At 69.6% G+C, this 15324-nt stretch carries 13 protein-coding genes; 10 read left to right on the plus strand and 3 right to left on the minus strand.

Annotated elements, in window-relative coordinates; all coding sequences use genetic code 11:
- Positions 1-20 precede the first annotated feature (20 nt).
- Positions 21-545 (minus strand): AmiS/UreI family transporter, encoded by a 525-nt coding sequence (locus tag CK500_RS05820; RefSeq protein ID WP_198951510.1) that lies wholly within the window; start codon positions 543-545, stop codon positions 21-23.
- A 239-nt stretch (positions 546-784) separates the two neighbouring features.
- Here CK500_RS05820 and fmdA point away from each other — a divergent pair, with 239 nt between their 5' ends.
- The 6 genes from fmdA to metG all read left to right on the plus strand — a co-directional run bounded on the left by fmdA (position 785) and on the right by metG (position 8400).
- Entirely contained in the window at positions 785-2053 is a 1269-nt protein-coding gene (gene fmdA, locus CK500_RS05825; protein WP_095636313.1) for a formamidase, read from the plus strand.
- Positions 2054-2113: 60 nt separating this feature from the next.
- Positions 2114-3793 carry a thermosome subunit beta gene (thsB, locus tag CK500_RS05830; protein WP_095636314.1) on the plus strand — a complete coding sequence of 560 codons (1680 nt, stop codon included), beginning with the start codon at positions 2114-2116 and terminating at the stop codon, positions 3791-3793.
- Between the two features lie 128 nt (positions 3794-3921).
- The gene (gene dcd, locus CK500_RS05835) at positions 3922-4563 is read left to right on the plus strand and encodes a dCTP deaminase (RefSeq protein ID WP_095636315.1); all 642 of its coding nucleotides are present in this window, start codon (positions 3922-3924) and stop codon (positions 4561-4563) included.
- Positions 4560-5498 (plus strand): thiamine-phosphate synthase family protein, encoded by a 939-nt coding sequence (locus tag CK500_RS05840; RefSeq protein ID WP_095636316.1) that lies wholly within the window; start codon positions 4560-4562, stop codon positions 5496-5498. Before dcd ends, CK500_RS05840 begins: the two co-directional genes overlap by 4 nt.
- Positions 5499-5579: 81 nt before the next feature.
- Positions 5580-6032: a pyridoxamine 5'-phosphate oxidase family protein gene (locus tag CK500_RS05845; protein ID WP_095636317.1), complete on the plus strand. Its 453-nt coding sequence runs from the start codon at positions 5580-5582 to the stop codon at positions 6030-6032.
- 211 nt (positions 6033-6243) lie between these two features.
- Positions 6244-8400: a methionine--tRNA ligase gene (gene metG, locus CK500_RS05850; RefSeq protein ID WP_095636318.1), complete on the plus strand. Its 2157-nt coding sequence runs from the start codon at positions 6244-6246 to the stop codon at positions 8398-8400.
- 29 nt (positions 8401-8429) lie between these two features.
- On the opposite strand, the gene CK500_RS05855 is transcribed toward metG, so the two are convergent.
- Complete coding sequence (locus CK500_RS05855) at positions 8430-8849, minus strand: VOC family protein (RefSeq protein ID WP_095636319.1); 420 nt, start codon at positions 8847-8849, stop codon at positions 8430-8432.
- Between the two features lie 437 nt (positions 8850-9286).
- Here CK500_RS05855 and CK500_RS05860 point away from each other — a divergent pair, with 437 nt between their 5' ends.
- The 3 genes from CK500_RS05860 to CK500_RS05870 all read left to right on the plus strand — a co-directional run bounded on the left by CK500_RS05860 (position 9287) and on the right by CK500_RS05870 (position 12443).
- Positions 9287-10513 carry an MFS transporter gene (locus tag CK500_RS05860; RefSeq protein ID WP_095636320.1) on the plus strand — a complete coding sequence of 409 codons (1227 nt, stop codon included), beginning with the start codon at positions 9287-9289 and terminating at the stop codon, positions 10511-10513.
- Positions 10514-10587: 74 nt separating this feature from the next.
- Positions 10588-11283, plus strand: coding sequence for a 2,5-diamino-6-(ribosylamino)-4(3H)-pyrimidinone 5'-phosphate reductase (locus CK500_RS05865; RefSeq protein ID WP_095636321.1), 696 nt, complete (start codon positions 10588-10590; stop codon positions 11281-11283).
- Positions 11284-11519: 236 nt separating this feature from the next.
- Positions 11520-12443, plus strand: a complete 924-nt coding sequence (locus CK500_RS05870; protein ID WP_095636322.1) for a coiled-coil protein — start codon at positions 11520-11522, stop codon at positions 12441-12443.
- A gap of 211 nt (positions 12444-12654) precedes the next feature.
- On the opposite strand, the gene CK500_RS05875 is transcribed toward CK500_RS05870, so the two are convergent.
- Entirely contained in the window at positions 12655-14160 is a 1506-nt protein-coding gene (locus CK500_RS05875) for a uracil-xanthine permease family protein (RefSeq protein WP_095636323.1), read from the minus strand.
- Between the two features lie 169 nt (positions 14161-14329).
- On the opposite strand from CK500_RS05875, the gene sppA reads away from it, so the two are divergent.
- Complete coding sequence (gene sppA, locus CK500_RS05880) at positions 14330-15265, plus strand: signal peptide peptidase SppA (RefSeq protein ID WP_095636324.1); 936 nt, start codon at positions 14330-14332, stop codon at positions 15263-15265.
- Positions 15266-15324: the final 59 nt, after the last annotated feature.

Genomic DNA, 15324 nt, shown 5'->3' on the forward strand with positions numbered 1-15324 from the left:
TGAGGCGTGGCGCGCCGTCCTCAGACGACCGGCCAGAATCCGGCCGCCATGAGGTACCCCGCCACCGCGGTGACGACACCCACGATCGCCGTGAACGACCCGACGGGGGCCGTGATTCCGTCTCGCTCTAAGCCGAGCAACACGAAGAAGGCCGCCCAGAGCGCGGCCCAGAGCCACCACAGCCCGGCGAGTCCGACATCGCCCGATTGGAACACGAGGAATCCGGTCGGAATCGCTGTGCAGGCGACGAACCCGCAGTAGAACCCGAATGACCGCTGGTCTTCGACACCGCGGCTAGCGTTCGCCCCGATCCACAAGTACGTGAACGAAAACAGGAGCGTCCCCGCCGCGTCGAACGCCGTCCCGTTGGTCGCGTCGCCGCCGAAGGCCCACCAGAGGACGATGAGAAACGTGATTCCGCCGGTGAGGAAGTTGAACACCGCGACATCTTCGTCCGCCCCGGTTCCGCGAAGCCACAGCCCGTTGACGAACAGGACGCCGCCCACGAACAGCAAACCCATCCCGAGAGTCGTTATTACTGACATCGACTGGCACCCGAACCGTGACCGTCGTATCTATCTATCTGACAAATCATCGTAGTGCGGAATCTATACCATTTCGTATATATCTTCCCCGAATATCCACTTATATAGGATCAACGTGACCTGTTTGCTAAGTAGTGGTGAGATAATTAAGACAATATCAGGTATTCTCATCGGATGGAACTCCCTGAAATGATAATAGGACAACAGCTTTATGCCGAATGTGAGTGATCATACCTCGCATGCCCGAAGTGAAATTCGAGGTCGATGTCGATAACCCGCCGGACGAACAGCCCGGAGCGAATCCGTTCAACCGGTGGCATCCGGACATCCCGGCGGCCGTCGAAGTCGACCCCGGAGAGACGATCCGCCTGGAAGCCCTCGACTGGACGGGCGGACAGATCGGCGACAACGACGATCCGAACGACATCCGCGACGTCGACCTGAATCAGGTCCACTACCTGGCCGGTCCCGTCCGCGTGAACGGCGCGAAGCCCGGAGACCTCCTGAAGGTGGAGTTCCACGACATGGGACCGCTCAACGACCGGTCCGAGTTCGGGTTCACCGGGACGTTCTCCCAGCAGAACGGGGGCGGATTCCTGACCGATCACTTCTCCGACGCGGCGAAGTCGATCTGGGACATCGACGGCTACACCGTCTCCTCCCGCCACGTTCCGGACGTGCGGTACGAAGGGAAGATCCATCCGGGGCTCGCGGGCTGTCTCCCGAGCCAGGAGCTCCTCGAGGAGTGGAACGAACGCGAGCAGGAGCTCATCGACCGATACGAGGAAGACCCGGACTCCGTACCGAACCACCCGACCGGAGAGGAGGAACCGGGAGTCGCGAACCCGCCGACACCGGACGGGGCGCAGATGGGCGAGATGGACTCCGAGGAGGCGGAGGCGGCGGCCGAGGAGGCGGCCCGAACCGTCCCGCCGCGCGAACACGGCGGCAACCACGACATCAAGGACCTCTCGATCGGCTCGACGGTGTACTTCCCCGTCTACGTCGAGGGGGGAATGTTCGCGGTCGGCGACTTCCACGCTTCGCAGGGCGACGGGGAGATCACGTTCTGCGGCGCCATCGAGATGGCGGGCTACGTCGACGCCGAGTTCGACATCGTCGAGAACGGCATGGAGGAGTACGGCGTCGATCACCCGATCTTCGAGCCGGGCCACCGCGGTCCCAACTTCGAGGACTACGTCACGTTCTGCGGCTACTCGGTGACGGAGGACGGCGAGCAGCGCTACATCGACTCGCACGTCGCGTACCGTCGGGCGTGTCTCCAGGCCATCGACTACCTGAAGAAGTTCGGGTACACCGGACAGCAGGCCCTGCACATCCTCGGCACGGTCCCGGCGGAGGGCCGGCAGAGCGGCGTCGTCGACGTGCCGAACGCCTGCTCGACGCTCGCGCTGCCGACCGGCGTCTTCGAGTTCGACATCACTCCGGGCAACCTCGACAACCGCGCCGACCGCGGCGACCTCGTCGTGACCGACGATCCGCTCTGAGCGTGTACCGCTCGACCGGCGGACCGTCTCCGACCGACCCGTTATTCGTTCTCCGAATCCATGAGTCCACCCGCACACACAAGCGACACGGACCGCACCGACCCCGGAACCGACACGATCGCTCCCGGCGTGGCGGTCGCCGAGACCGTCCGCTCCACGCTCGGCCCGAACGGACGAGACAAGATGATCGTCGGCCGCGACGGGACGGTGATCGTCACCAACACGGGGTCGAGCATCCTCGATCGGCTCGAGGTCGACGACCCGATCGGGCGGGTCGTCGTCGGCGCGGCCGAGGCCCAGGACCGGCGCGTCGGCGACGGGACGACCACCCAGGTCCTCCTCGTCGGCGAGCTCCTCTCGACGGCGCGGTCGCTCTTCGATCGCGGTGTCCACCCGACCGCCGTCGCGGCGGGCTACAAACGAGCGGCCGGACACGCCCGCGAGCGGCTTGAGGAGTACGCGGTACCGCTGGACCGGGGCGACGAGGGACCGCTGCGGCGGGTGGCGATGACCGCGGTCACCGGCCGCTGGGACGAGGCCGCCGCCCGACAGTTCGCCGAGTACACCCTCTCCGCGCTCCGCGCAGTCGACTTCGACGTGTCGCGGCTCACGCTCCACGACGCCCCCGGAGGGGACCTGTTCGACTCGTCGCTGATCGACGGGATCGCCGTCGACATGGACGCGTCCTCGACGGCCGTGGACGGGATCGACGCCGGGACGCCGCGGTCGTACACTGCCCCCGCGATCGCGGCGGTCGACGCCGAGATCACTCCCGACGCGGCGGACGCGTCTGGCACGCTCTCGCTGGACGACCCTGACGACCTCGCGGAGATGCGGGCGTACGCGCGCGACTCGCGGGCGGCGCTGGTCGAGTCCGTCGCGGAGGCGGGCACGGACGTGCTGTTCTGTCAGAAGTCGATCGACGACGCGGTCCGGACGGCGCTCTCGCGCCGGGGCGTGCTCGCGGTCGAGCGCACCCGACAGGACGAGTTCGACGCGATCGTCCGCGCGACGGGGGCGTCCCGGGTGATGGACGCCGGCGCGCTCGACGCCGACGCGCTCGGGCGAGGGGGCGCGGTCGAGCGGCGGTCGGTCGGCCGATCCTCGCTGCTGGTCGTCACCGACTGCCCCGAAGAGACCCACGCCTCGCTGGTCCTCCGCGGGGGAACGCCGCACGTCGCCGCGGAGACGCGCCGGATCGTCACGGACTGCGTCGACGTCGTCCGGCAGGCCCGCCGGGACGGCGCCGTGGTCCCGGGCGGCGGCGCGTCCTGGCTGGCGCTCGCGAGGGACGTCTCCGCGCGCGCCGACGCGCTCGACGGACGCGAGCAGCTCGCGGCCGAGGGGTTCGCGGAGTCGCTCGAGGCGGTTCCGCGAGTGCTCGCCGAGAACGCCGGCCTCGATCCGATCGACGCGCTCGCCGAACTCCGGTCGCGCCACCACGACGGCGATCGGGCGGTCGGCGTCGACGCCGGCGGCTCCCTCCGGGACATGCGCGCCGCCGGCGTCCTCGAACCGGTAACGGTGGTCGACGCCTGTCTCGCGAACGCGCTGGAGACGACCGCCCGCATCCTACGGATCGACGAGGTTCTCCCGGCGGAATCGGCGGCAGACGGCGCGTCCGAGGGGCACGCACACGGCGGACCGACCGGGACCGGCGGGCACGGGAGCCAGACGGGGAATCACGGGGGCCATGCAGCCGACCACGGCGGCGGATATCCGTGGGCACTCAGCCACTGAGGGCACCCGGAACACCGATCGGGGCGAAACCCCGCCCTGCGTGCGAACCGGAAGCACCGCGCCGCCCGCACGCGGCGGTCGGGGCAGACCGTCGTGATTTAAGCCGACCGCCCCCCGGCCTTTCAGACATGATCCTCTCGGACGCGGACATCCTCGACCGGCTCGCGGACGGGGACCTGGTGGTCGAGCCGCTCGACGACGTCGACCAGCAGGTCCAGCCCGCGAGCGTCGACCTGCGGCTCGGCGAGCGGTTCCTGGAGTTCCAGCGCACGAACATCCCCTGCATCCACCCGACCGAGGCCGACGAGGTCGGCGAGTACGTCACGGAGACGACCGTTCCCGAGGGCGAGGAGTTCATCCTCCATCCCGGCGACTTCGTGCTCGGGACCACGACCGAGCGCGTCGAGATCCCGCCGGACCTGCTCGCGACGGTGCAGGGCCGGTCGTCGCTCGGACGGCTCGCGATCGTCATCCACGCCACCGCGGGGATCGTCGATCCGGGGTACAAAGGGCAGATCACGCTCGAACTGTCGAACCTCGGCACCGCGCCCGTCGCGCTCACGCCCGGGATGCGCGTCTCGCAGCTTATCTTCACGGAGCTCAAGTCGCCCGCGAACCGGCCCTACGGGGTCGAGCGCGGCTCGAAGTACCAGGACCAGGACGGCCCGCAGGCCTCCCGGATCGGCTCCGATCCGGAGTTCGACGCGGCCGGCGCGAAGGGGGACGAGACGAAGGGAGACGCGGCCGGCGCGAAGGGGGACGACGCATGAAGTTCATCGAGGAGGTCGTCGTCGACGAGTTCCTCCCGACGGTGCGCTCGATGCTGGCGGAGGACCTCCGCGACCGCGGGTTCACCCAGCGCGAGGTCGCCGACGCGCTCGGCATCTCCCAGTCGGCCGTCTCGAAGTACGCCCACGGCGACGTGGCCCGCCACGACCGGATCGTCGCCGACGAGCGCGTCCGCGAGCTCGTCGAGCGCGTGGGCGAGGGGCTCGCGGCGGGGGAGATGACCCCGGTCGCGGCGCTCGTCGAGATCGAGGTGCTGATCCGGCGGCTGGAGGAGGGAGACCTCCTCGCGGACCTCCACGAGGAGGCGATGCCCGCGCTCGCCGACGCGGAGGTGGAGTTCTCGGTCCACGACCCCGACAGCGGGCTCCGCGAGCGCGAGCGCGTCCTCTCCTCGGTCCGGCGCGGGCTCCGCACCCTGACGAACGCCTCCGGCTTCGCCGGGCTCATCCCGAACGTCGGCGCCAACGTCGCCGAGTGCCTCGACGGCGCGCGGACGATCGACGACGTGGCGGCCGTGCCCGGGCGCCTCGTCGACGTGAAGGGGCAGGCGATGGTCCCGGGCGAGCCCGAGTTCGGCGTGAGCGAGCACGTCGCGACGGTCCTGCTCGCCGCGCGCGAGGCCGGCGCGACCGCTCGCGGCGCCGTGAACATCCGGTACGATCCCGACACCGTCGCGGCGCTCGCGGAGTCGCATCCGACCGTGGAGTTCGACCCCGAGGCCCCGACCCGCGAGGCGGTCGCCGACGCGGTCTCCGAGGCGGGCGCGGCCGACCTCCGGGACGCGGAGCGCTCGGGCGACGACGCCGACGGGACCCTCGTGCTCTACCAGACGGGCGCGGTCGGCGTCGAGCCGATCGTCTACGTGCTCGCGCCCACCGCGGCCGACGCGGCGCGGGTCGTCCGAGCGATCGTGTGAGAGACGCGCCGGAGCGACGCGCTTCCCTTCCGCCCGCGGTCCGTGGCGGACCTTCATTATCGTGCCCGTCCAATCGCGCGTATGACTGGTCCCGACGCGGTTCGGATGGGAGACGACGAGCGCGACGAGTTCCTCGGGCGGTCGGGAACGGGAGTGCTCTCCCTGTCGACGGGCGCCGACGACTCACCGCACTCGGTCCCGGTTTCGTACGGGTACGACCCGGTCGAGGCGGTGTTTTACTTCCGACTCGCCGTCGGAGCCGGCAGCGAGAAGGCGGACCCCACGGATCGCGGCGTCACGTTCGTCACCTACGGGGAACGCGACGGCCGGTGGATGAGCGTTGTGGGGAGCGGTCGGCTGGTGTCGACGACGGACGAGTCCATCTCCGCGGAGTCGCTCGCGGGGCTCGAACGGACGGGACGGATACCGATAGTCGACGTCTTCGGCGAGCCGACGAGCCAGGTGGAGTTCGAGCTCTACCGGCTCGATCCGGACCGGATCACCGGTCGCGTCGAACGACCGATGGACCCCTGAGGGGCGCCTCGGCACCGTCGCCGAGGAGTCGCGTAGAAGACCGCGTCGCTGATCGGCGGCGGTTTCCCGCAGGCCCGGCCGACCCGTCTCGATCCGGCCCGTCTCGATCCGGCCCGTCTCGATCCGGCCCGTCTCGATCCGGCCCGTCTCGATCTCACCCGGAAATCAGGGGGCTTTAGACCCGATCGACCGACACACGACATACACACACATGAGCCACGACGACTTCCCCACCGACGATCCGGCGGTGGTGACCTGTGGACTGCCGTACGCCAACGGCGACCTCCACATCGGTCACCTCCGCACCTACGTCGGCGGCGACGTGTACCGGCGCGCGCTCGAACGACTCGGTCAGGAGACCGCGTTCGTCTCCGGCTCGGACATGCACGGCACCCCCGTCGCGGTCAACGCCGAGCAGGAGGGGGTCTCCCCCGAAGAGTTCGCGCTCGACTGGCACGAGCGGTACGCCGCGACGTTCCCGAAGTTCAACGTCGAGTTCGACAACTACGGGCACACTCACGACGAGACGAACACGGAGCTCACTCAGGAGCTGGTGCGCGACCTCGACGAGGCCGGCCACCTCTACGAGAAGGAGATCATGGTCGCGTACGACCCCGTCGACGACCAGTACCTGCCGGACCGGTACGTCGAGGGGACCTGCCCGTACTGCGGCGCGCACGCCCGCGGCGACGAGTGCGACGAGGGGTGTCAGCGCCACCTCGAACCCGGCGAGGTCGAGGACCCCGAGTCGACGATCACGGGCAACCCCGCGGAGTACCGCGAGCGCACCCACAAGTTCTTCGAGGTCTCGGCGTTCGCCGAGTACCTCTCCGACTTCCTCGACCGGCTGGAGGGGACCTCGAACGCCCGGAACCAGCCCCGCGAGTGGATCGAGCAGGGGCTCCAGGACTGGTGTATCACGCGGGACATGGACTGGGGCGTGGAGTACCCCGGCGAGAACCCGCAGGACCTCGTCTTATACGTCTGGGTCGACGCGCCGATCGAGTACATCGCCTCGACGAAGCAGTACTCCGAGCGCGTCGGCGCCGAGGCGTTCGACTGGGAGGCCGCGTGGAAGGAGGGCGCGAGCGACGCCCACCCCGAGGGCGGCGAGATCGTCCACGTGATCGGCCGCGACATCATCCAGCACCACACGATCTTCTGGCCCGCAATGTTAGAGGCGACCGGCCACGCCGAGCCCCGCGCCGTGATGGCGAGCGGCTTCGTCACCCTCGGCGGCAAGGGGTTCTCGACGAGCCGCGACCGCGCGGTCTGGGCCGACGAGTACCTCGACGAGGGGTTCCACCCGGACCCGCTGCGCTACTACCTCGCGACCAACGGCGGGTTCCAGCAGGACGTGGACTTCTCGTGGGAGAAGTTCCGCGACCGCGTCAACACCGAACTGGTGGGGACCGTCGGGAACTTCCTCTACCGATCCCTCCTCTTCGCCCACCGAAACTACGACGACGCGCCGATCTCGGACGCGACGAGCGAGGAGGTCGACGAGCGGATCGAGGAGGCGATCGCCGACTTCGAGGCCGCCGTCAACGACTACTCCGTGCGCGCGGTCGGCGACGCTGTCACCGACCTCGCCCGGTTCGGCAACGAGTACATCCAGCGGAGCGAGCCGTGGAACCTGGTGGACGACGACCCCGAGGAGGCCGAACAGGTCATCCACGACTGCGTCGCGATCGCGAAGGCGATCGCGGTCCTGTTCGAGCCGATCGCGCCCGAGAAGGCCGAGCGCCTCTGGGACCAGCTCGGCGAGGACGGTTCGGTCCACGAGGCCACCGTCGAGGCGGCCCGCGAGGGCCCCGACGGCGACCTCGCGGAGCCGACGGAGCTGTTCGAGCAGATCGAAGACGAGCGCGTCGAGGCGCTCAACGAGAAGCTCGAAGCGCGCGTCGCCGACGCGGAGGCCGACGGCGAGAGCAGTGAGGACGGCGGTGAGAGCGGTGAGAATGGCGACGAGAGCGACGACACCGAGGACACCGCGGACGACACCGACACCGACACCGACGACATGACCGACATCGAACCCCTCAGCGACGACCGAATCAGCTTCGACGACTTCCAGGAACTGGACATCCGGATCGGCCGGATCGAGGAGGCGGAGGGCATCGAGGGCGCCGACGACCTCCTGAAGCTCGGCGTCGACCTCGGCGCCGAGACCCGGACGATCGTCGCGGGGCTCAAGCAGCTCCACGATGTCGACGAGCTGCCCGGCACGAAGGTCGTCGTGCTCGCGAACATGGAGAAGGCCGAGCTGTTCGGCGTCGAGTCGAACGGGATGGTGCTGGCCGCCGGCGAGGAGGCCGACCTCCTCACGACCTACGAGGACGCCGGGCCGGGCACGAAGGTGAAGTGAGGCCGTAGTCGTCGCCGACTCCGCACCTCTCAGGCGTCGAGCACTTCGATCAGGTTCCCCTCCGGGTCCCTGACGAACAGGATCGTCGTCCCGCTCTCGGTGGTCCGCGGCGGGCTCAGCGTCTCCACCTCGTCGTCGAGGCCGTCGTAGAACGCCTCGACATCGTCGACCGACAGCCCGAGGTGCGTCGCGCCGGCGCGGTTCAGTTCCGGGTCGGCGTCCCCGTCGCCCGCGGGGTCGTATTCGACGAGCTCGACGCGGACGCCGTCGGCGTCGAGGTGCGCGAACGCGGCCGACGTGCCCTCGACGGCGACCGCTTCGGCGAAGGCCTCGCCGCCGACGGCAAACTCCGAGAGGAGGTCGAGGTCGAACGTCTCGGTGTAGAAGTCGACGGCGCGGTCGAGGTCGGCGACGGTGATCCCGACGTGGTGCGCGGTTGGGTCGGACACGCTCGGTGGATCGGCGGTCGGCGAGAAAACGGTGTCGACCCCGTACGTGAAGCGTACCCGCGTGGTCGATGGCCCGGCAGGGAACACCTCCAAAGCCCCAGCCGCGAGGACTCGATGCGCTCGTTGCGGTCCTCTGTCGGTCGCTAGCGCTCCCTCCCTGCGGTCCTTACGTCGCGCGTCTTCGTCCTCGCGACTGTCCCTTTGAGTCCCACCCGTACCGCACCGCGCCTCACACCTCCCCAGCCTCGTCGCTGGCGCCTTATAAGGCGCCAGCGACTCCCTCGCGCGTGCGAGTCGCGCCCTCCGGGCGCTCCTCGGCACGCGCCACCGCAGTGGTTTATAAAGAGCCCCCCGTCGCCGTCCCCTCGCCGATCGACGACCGGCACCATTCGGGCGGTTCCGTCCGTTTATACGCGTCACCGCGGAACCCATGGTCGATGAACCTCGGCCGGGCCCAGGAGTACGACGTGCTCGTGCTCACGGCCCTGATCTGGTTCCTCGGGAAGTTCGTCCGGTACGCGTTCCCGCCGCTGTTCGAGCCCCTGCAGGCGAGCTACGGGGTGAGCAACGCCGCGGTCGGCGCGGCCTTTTCGGGCTTCATGGCCGTCTACGCCCTCCTCCAGTTCCCGAGCGGGGCGATCGCCGACCGGGTCGGCGCGGTTCGGGTGATCGCGGCGGGGGCGGCCGTGGCGGGCGTCGGCGCCCTCTCGCTGGTCGTCGACACCCCCTTCGCGGTGCTGGCGGGGGTGATGCTCGTGATCGGCGCGGGGACGGGCGCGCACAAGACGGTCGCGGTGCGGCTGCTCTCGCGGGTGTACCCGGTCCGGACCGGGCGCGCGCTCGGTGCCCACGACACCCTCGGCGCGCTGGGCGGGGTGGCCGCGCCGGCGGCGGTCACCCTCTTCGTCGCCGCGCCGCCCGCCCTCGCCGCGCTCCTCGCGCGGCTCCCGGGCGCGGCGTGGCGCGGCCTGTTCGTCGTCACGGGCGCCGCGGCGCTCGCGCTGGCGGCGGCGTTCTCGCTCCGCGTCCCGGAGCGACTCCCGGCCGACGCCGACCGCGGCCCGGAGCGCGACGGCCCGACGCCGGACGCGCGCGACTACCTCGCGCTGTTCGAGGACCGGCGGCTCGGTGCGTTCGTGTTCGCGACGGTCGCCGGCTCGTTCGCGTACAACGGGGCCGTCGCCTTCCTCCCGCTGTACCTCTCGCGGGCCGGCGGGCTGTCGAGCGCGACCGCGAACCTGCTGTACTCCGCGCTGTTCGCGGTCACCTTCGTCCAGCTCGTCTCCGGGGACCTCTCCGACCGCCTCGGCCGGTTCCCCGTGATGGTCGCCGCGCTCGCGCTGGCGGCGTCGTCGCTCGTCGGCGTCGTCGCCTTCGCGGCGGCGGGACCGGTCGCCCTCGGGGGACTCGTCGTCGCGTTCGGGCTCGGCTCGCACGGGTTCCGCCCGGTCCGGGGCGCGTACCTGATCGAGGCGCTCCCCGACCGGCTGGCCGGCGGCGGGCTCGGCGTGGTCCGCACCCTGCTGATGGCGGCCGGCGCGCTCGCCCCCGCGACCGTGGGCGCCGTCGCCGACGCGTCCGGCTTCCGGCCCGCGTTCGGCCTGCTCGCCGGAGCCCTGGCGCTTGCGGCGGGTGTGACCGCGGGGCTGTGGGTCACCGAGTAGGGCGGAGCGACCGACTCGCAGTCAGCCGAAACGCCGACCGAAACGACCATTCCCCGCCCGCGTGACCCTCGGGTATGCACGTCGTCGTCAACGCGGCCCAGAGCGTCGACGGGAAGCTCGCGACCCGACGCCGGGAGCAGCTCCGGATATCCGGCCCGGAGGACTTCGACCGGGTCGACCGCGTCAGGGCGGCCGCGGACGCGGTATTGGTCGGGGTCGGGACCGTCCTCGCGGACGACCCGCACCTCACGCTCGACGAGGAGGACCGCCGCGTCGAGCGCCTCCGAAACGGCCGCCCCGGCAACCCCGCCCGCGTCGTCGTCGACTCGACCGGGCGGACGCCGACCGACGCCCGGATCCTCGACGACGCGGCGACGACCTACCTGCTCGTCTCCCCGGCGACCCCCCAGGAGCGACGCGAGGCGCTCGATGCCGCCGGCGCCGAGGTCGTGGTGGTCGAGGGCGGAGCCGACGAATCCGACGGTGAAGCGGACCACGTCGACCTCGCCGCGGGGATCGACGCGCTGGCGGAGCGCGGGATCGACCGGCTGATGGTCGAGGGCGGCGGCGAGGTGATCTACTCGTGTTTCGAGGCCGGCGTCGTCGACGAGCTCCACGCCTACGTGGGGTCGATGGTGATCGGCGGCCGGGACGCGCCGACCCTCGCCGACGGCGAGGGGTTCACCGAGTCGTTTCCGCGGCTCGATCTGGTCGACACCGAGCGGCTCGACGACGGGATCGTGCTCTCGTACGAGGTCGGGGACGGCTGATACGGAGCGATAGGTGTGTGATCGTTAATCACGGATCCGGGAGTAGACGGTCCGTGCTACCGTCTTACACTCGATTCACCGAAGTCTTTATATGTCGGCCCGTGGTAGGATCTGGTACCAGAACGCCTCCGGCGCTGGTGGGATCGCACGCTGAAATGAACGGGAGCTCTTGTGAACGGCTCGACGCACGACGGCGAGCGCTCGCCATCCCCGGAGCGGTGATGGAGAGATAAAAAATGGTAACGAAAGAAGAAGTCATCGAACAGTACGATATCGAGGCGATGGACGAGGCGGACAACGTGGACCTTTCTGAGGACGACCTTGAGAACGGGTCGAAGGGTCAGCTCATCAAACGCGCCGGTCAGCTGCGAGACCGACGCAACGAGCTGAACCAGATGGCCTCCGAGCGCGCCTCCAAGCGCGACGACCTCAACGCGAAGACGCGCGAGAAGGTCGACGAGGCCCAGGAACACCGCGAGAAGCGCGACGAGCTCAACGAGCAGGTCCAGGAGCACAAGGACAAGCGCAACGAGCTCAACGCCGAGGCCAACGAGCTGTTCGACGAGGTCGAGGAGCTCAAATCGGACATGGAGCTCGGCTCCGGCAAGTCCATCGAGGAGCTCAAAGAGGAGATCGAGGACCTCGAGTTCCGTCAGCAGACGGAGGTCCTCGACGCCGAGGACGAGCGCGAGCTCATCGAGAAGATCGACGAGAAGCGCGAGAAGCTCGCCGAGAAGAAGGAGAAGGTCGACGACACCAGCGAGCTCGACGAGCTCGTCGAGGAGGCCGAGGAGGTCCGCTCCGAGGCGTCCCAGCACCACCAGAAGGTGACGGAGCTCGCCGACAAGGCCCAGGAGCACCACAACCAGATGATCGAGGCCTACCGCGAGGCCGACGACATCCGGGACGAGGCCGACGAGATGCACGAGCTGTTCGTCGAGGCCCAGGAGGCCGCCGACCAGCACCACGAGGACTTCGTGCGCGTCCAGAAGCGCCTGCGCGAGCTCGACAAGGAAGAGGAGGAGGAGCGCAAGGACGAGCGCGCCGAGAAGCGCGAGGAGGAGAAGGAAGAGGCCGAGGAGATCTACCAGAAGTTCAAGGAGGGCGAGACGCTCGACACCGAGGACCTGATGAAGCTGCAGAAGACCGGCCTGCTGTAGTTCGGTCCAATCGATTTTCTGCGGTTCTTTCGAGAGGCCCCCAGCGACCGGCTCGCGGAAGAGCGGTCGGCTCAGGGCCCGCGGGTGCCCTTCGACGAACCGGACTCCGGCGAGGTCGTCGCGCTCGGTCGGGCTCGAGGAGGTCAGGTTCGAGGAGGTCGGGTTCGAGGAGGCCCGCTTCGAACGACCTCAGCCCGCCCGGACCGGTTTCTCACCCGAAGAAGCGCTCGTAAGCGGAGTCGAAGTCGGCGTCGGATTCGGTCGCGTCCTCCCACGCGGCGAGGCCGCGCTCCGTGGCCGTCCCGTCGATGGTGTTGTCGAGGACGAGCGCGACGAGTCCCCCGACGGCCATCCCCGTCGTTCCGATGACGTAGACGGTGTTCGCGACGACGTCGGCCCCGAGGAGGGGGCCGACGAGGAAGCTTTCGGCCAGTCCCTGTTGTAAGGCGTTCGCGCTCCCGACGCTCCGCATGTACTCCGGAACGGCCAGTCCGGAGAAGAGCGAGATGCCGATGATGAAGATGTTCCGCGACGAGTCGAGGTCGACGTATTTGAGGTTCGAGACGCCGACGCCGATGATCTGACCGAACATCGCGACGTAGAGGCCGCCGATGATCGGGCCGGGGATCGTGGCGACGAGCTGGCCGAAGTAGCCGACGAAGCCGACGAGTATCATGAGCGCGGCACCGATCTGGACGACGTAGCGCGAGGCCACGCCGGTGAGGCCGATGGCGCCGATGTTCTCCGAGTAGGAGGTCGACCCGCCGGTGCCCATCAGCCCGGAGAAGACGTTCATGAGTCCCTCCATGCCGATGCCGTGACTCATGCGCTCGCTGCTTGGCGCCCCCATCCCGGAGAGGCGGGCGACGGCGTGGTAATCGCCGATGGACTCGACGATCGAGGCGGCGACGCCGGCGAGCATCCCGATGACGAACGCCGGCGTCACGGTCGGGACGCCCCACTGGAGCGGATAGATGGGGTAGACCGGGTCGGCCGCGGCGACGCTCGCCAGGTCGATGTAGCCGGGCGCGTCGGGTGCGAAGACCCCGAGCGCCGAGAGGGCCGCGGCGATCGCCCACGCGACGACGATACCGAGCAGGACCGGGAACAGTCGGAAGATCGTGTGCGCGTCGCCGAGGTACTGCGAGAACCACACGATGGCGACCAGCGTCAGCCCGAGGAGCCACCAGTTCTGATCCGCCGTCGCGATGTCGGGGGAGTTGAACAGCGACAGTCCGATGAGCGCGATGACCGGCGCGATGACGACCGGTGAGAGGTACCTTCGCAGCCGGCCGACGAGTCCCAGATAGCCGATCGCGACCTCGGCGAGCGCGGCGACGATGATCGCGCCTTGGAGCTGGAGGAGCGCCGCCCGCCAAGCAACGATCCCCTCCGGCGGGTTCGCCGTCACGACGCCGATGACCGCCAGTGCGGGCGCGAGCATCGAGAACGGCGCCCCCTGCACGATCGGGTAGCGATTGCCGAACGTCGTCTGCGCGAGGGTCGCGATTCCCGACACGACGAAGAACGTGCCGACGAAGCGGGGAATGACCGCGTCCGGCATCCCCATCGCGCCGGCGAGGATGAGGGGGACGGCGATGTTCGCGCCCACCATCGTGAGGTAGTGCTGGGCGCCCAGGAGGAGCGACTTCCCGAGCGGGGGTTTATCGTTGATACCGTACTCGACGAACGCGTTCTCGTCCTCGCTCTCTGCCATCCTTGTGAGTCGGTCAGTACAGGGCTACAAAAACTCCGCTATGGAGCGCGGAGCGCCACCGGCCGCGTCGCGCTGGGTCGCCGCCGCGACGAGGCGGGTCTGCGACGCCGCCCGCGACGAGGCGCGCGCCGTCGACAGCTTATAAACGGCCACGCGCGTAATCGGAGGCATGGAAGGCAACCCCCGCTCGAACGGGAAGCGTCTCTTCGCGGCCGCCGTGGTGGGCGCGACCGCGACGATGGCCGGCAAGCGGCTCATCGCTCGACTCACCCGCGGTCGATTCGGCGACGCGGAGGAGTACAACGCGGCGAAGGTGAGGGTCTCGGGACCGATCACCCGCGACGCTGGCCGCCCGTCCCCCCTCTCGGGACCGGGCGGGACGACCGCGGACGACGTGGTCGAACAGATCGAGGCGGCCGACGAGGACGAGGACGTGGAGGCGCTCGTCGTCGAGCTCAACACCCCGGGCGGCGAGGTGCTCCCGAGCGACGACATCCGGCGCGCGGCGGCCGACTTCGACGGCCCCACGCTGGCGTACGCCACCGACACCTGCGCGTCCGGCGGCTACTGGATCGCGAGCGGCTGCGACGAGCTGTGGGCGCGCGACGCGAGCCTCGTCGGCTCGATCGGCGTCGTCGGCTCCCGGCCGAACGCGGCCGGGCTCGCCGACAAGCTCGGCATCTCCTACGAGCAGTTCACCGCCGGCGAGTACAAGGACGCCGGCGTTCCCCTCCGGGAGATCGAGGAGGACGAGCGCGAGTACCTCCAGGGGATCATCGACGGCTACTACGAGCAGTTCGTCGAGACGGTCAGCGAGGGTCGGGACATGGACCCGGAGGCGATCCGGGAGACGGAAGCGCGGGTCTACCTCGGCAGCGACGCGGCCGAGATCGGCCTCGTCGACGAGCTCGGCACCGAGGACGACGTGGAGGACCGGCTCGAAGCGCTGATCGGCGCGGAGCCGGAGGTCCGCGAGTTCACGCCGGAGCGGGGGATCGCCGAGCGGCTCGGGATCGGCGCCGAGCGCGTCGCGTACGCGGCCGGGAGCGGCGTCGCGAGCGTGTTCGCGAGCGAGGGCGGCGACGTGGACGTCGAGCTGCGGTAACCCGAGTCGGTTCCCGCGATCCCCGCGACGGGGAGCTTTTTATCCGGGCGGATAGAGGG

Origin of the sequence: Halorubrum salipaludis, from assembly GCF_002286985.1 — an archaeon.
In the GTDB taxonomy this organism is placed as follows: Archaea; Halobacteriota; Halobacteria; order Halobacteriales; family Haloferacaceae; genus Halorubrum; species Halorubrum salipaludis.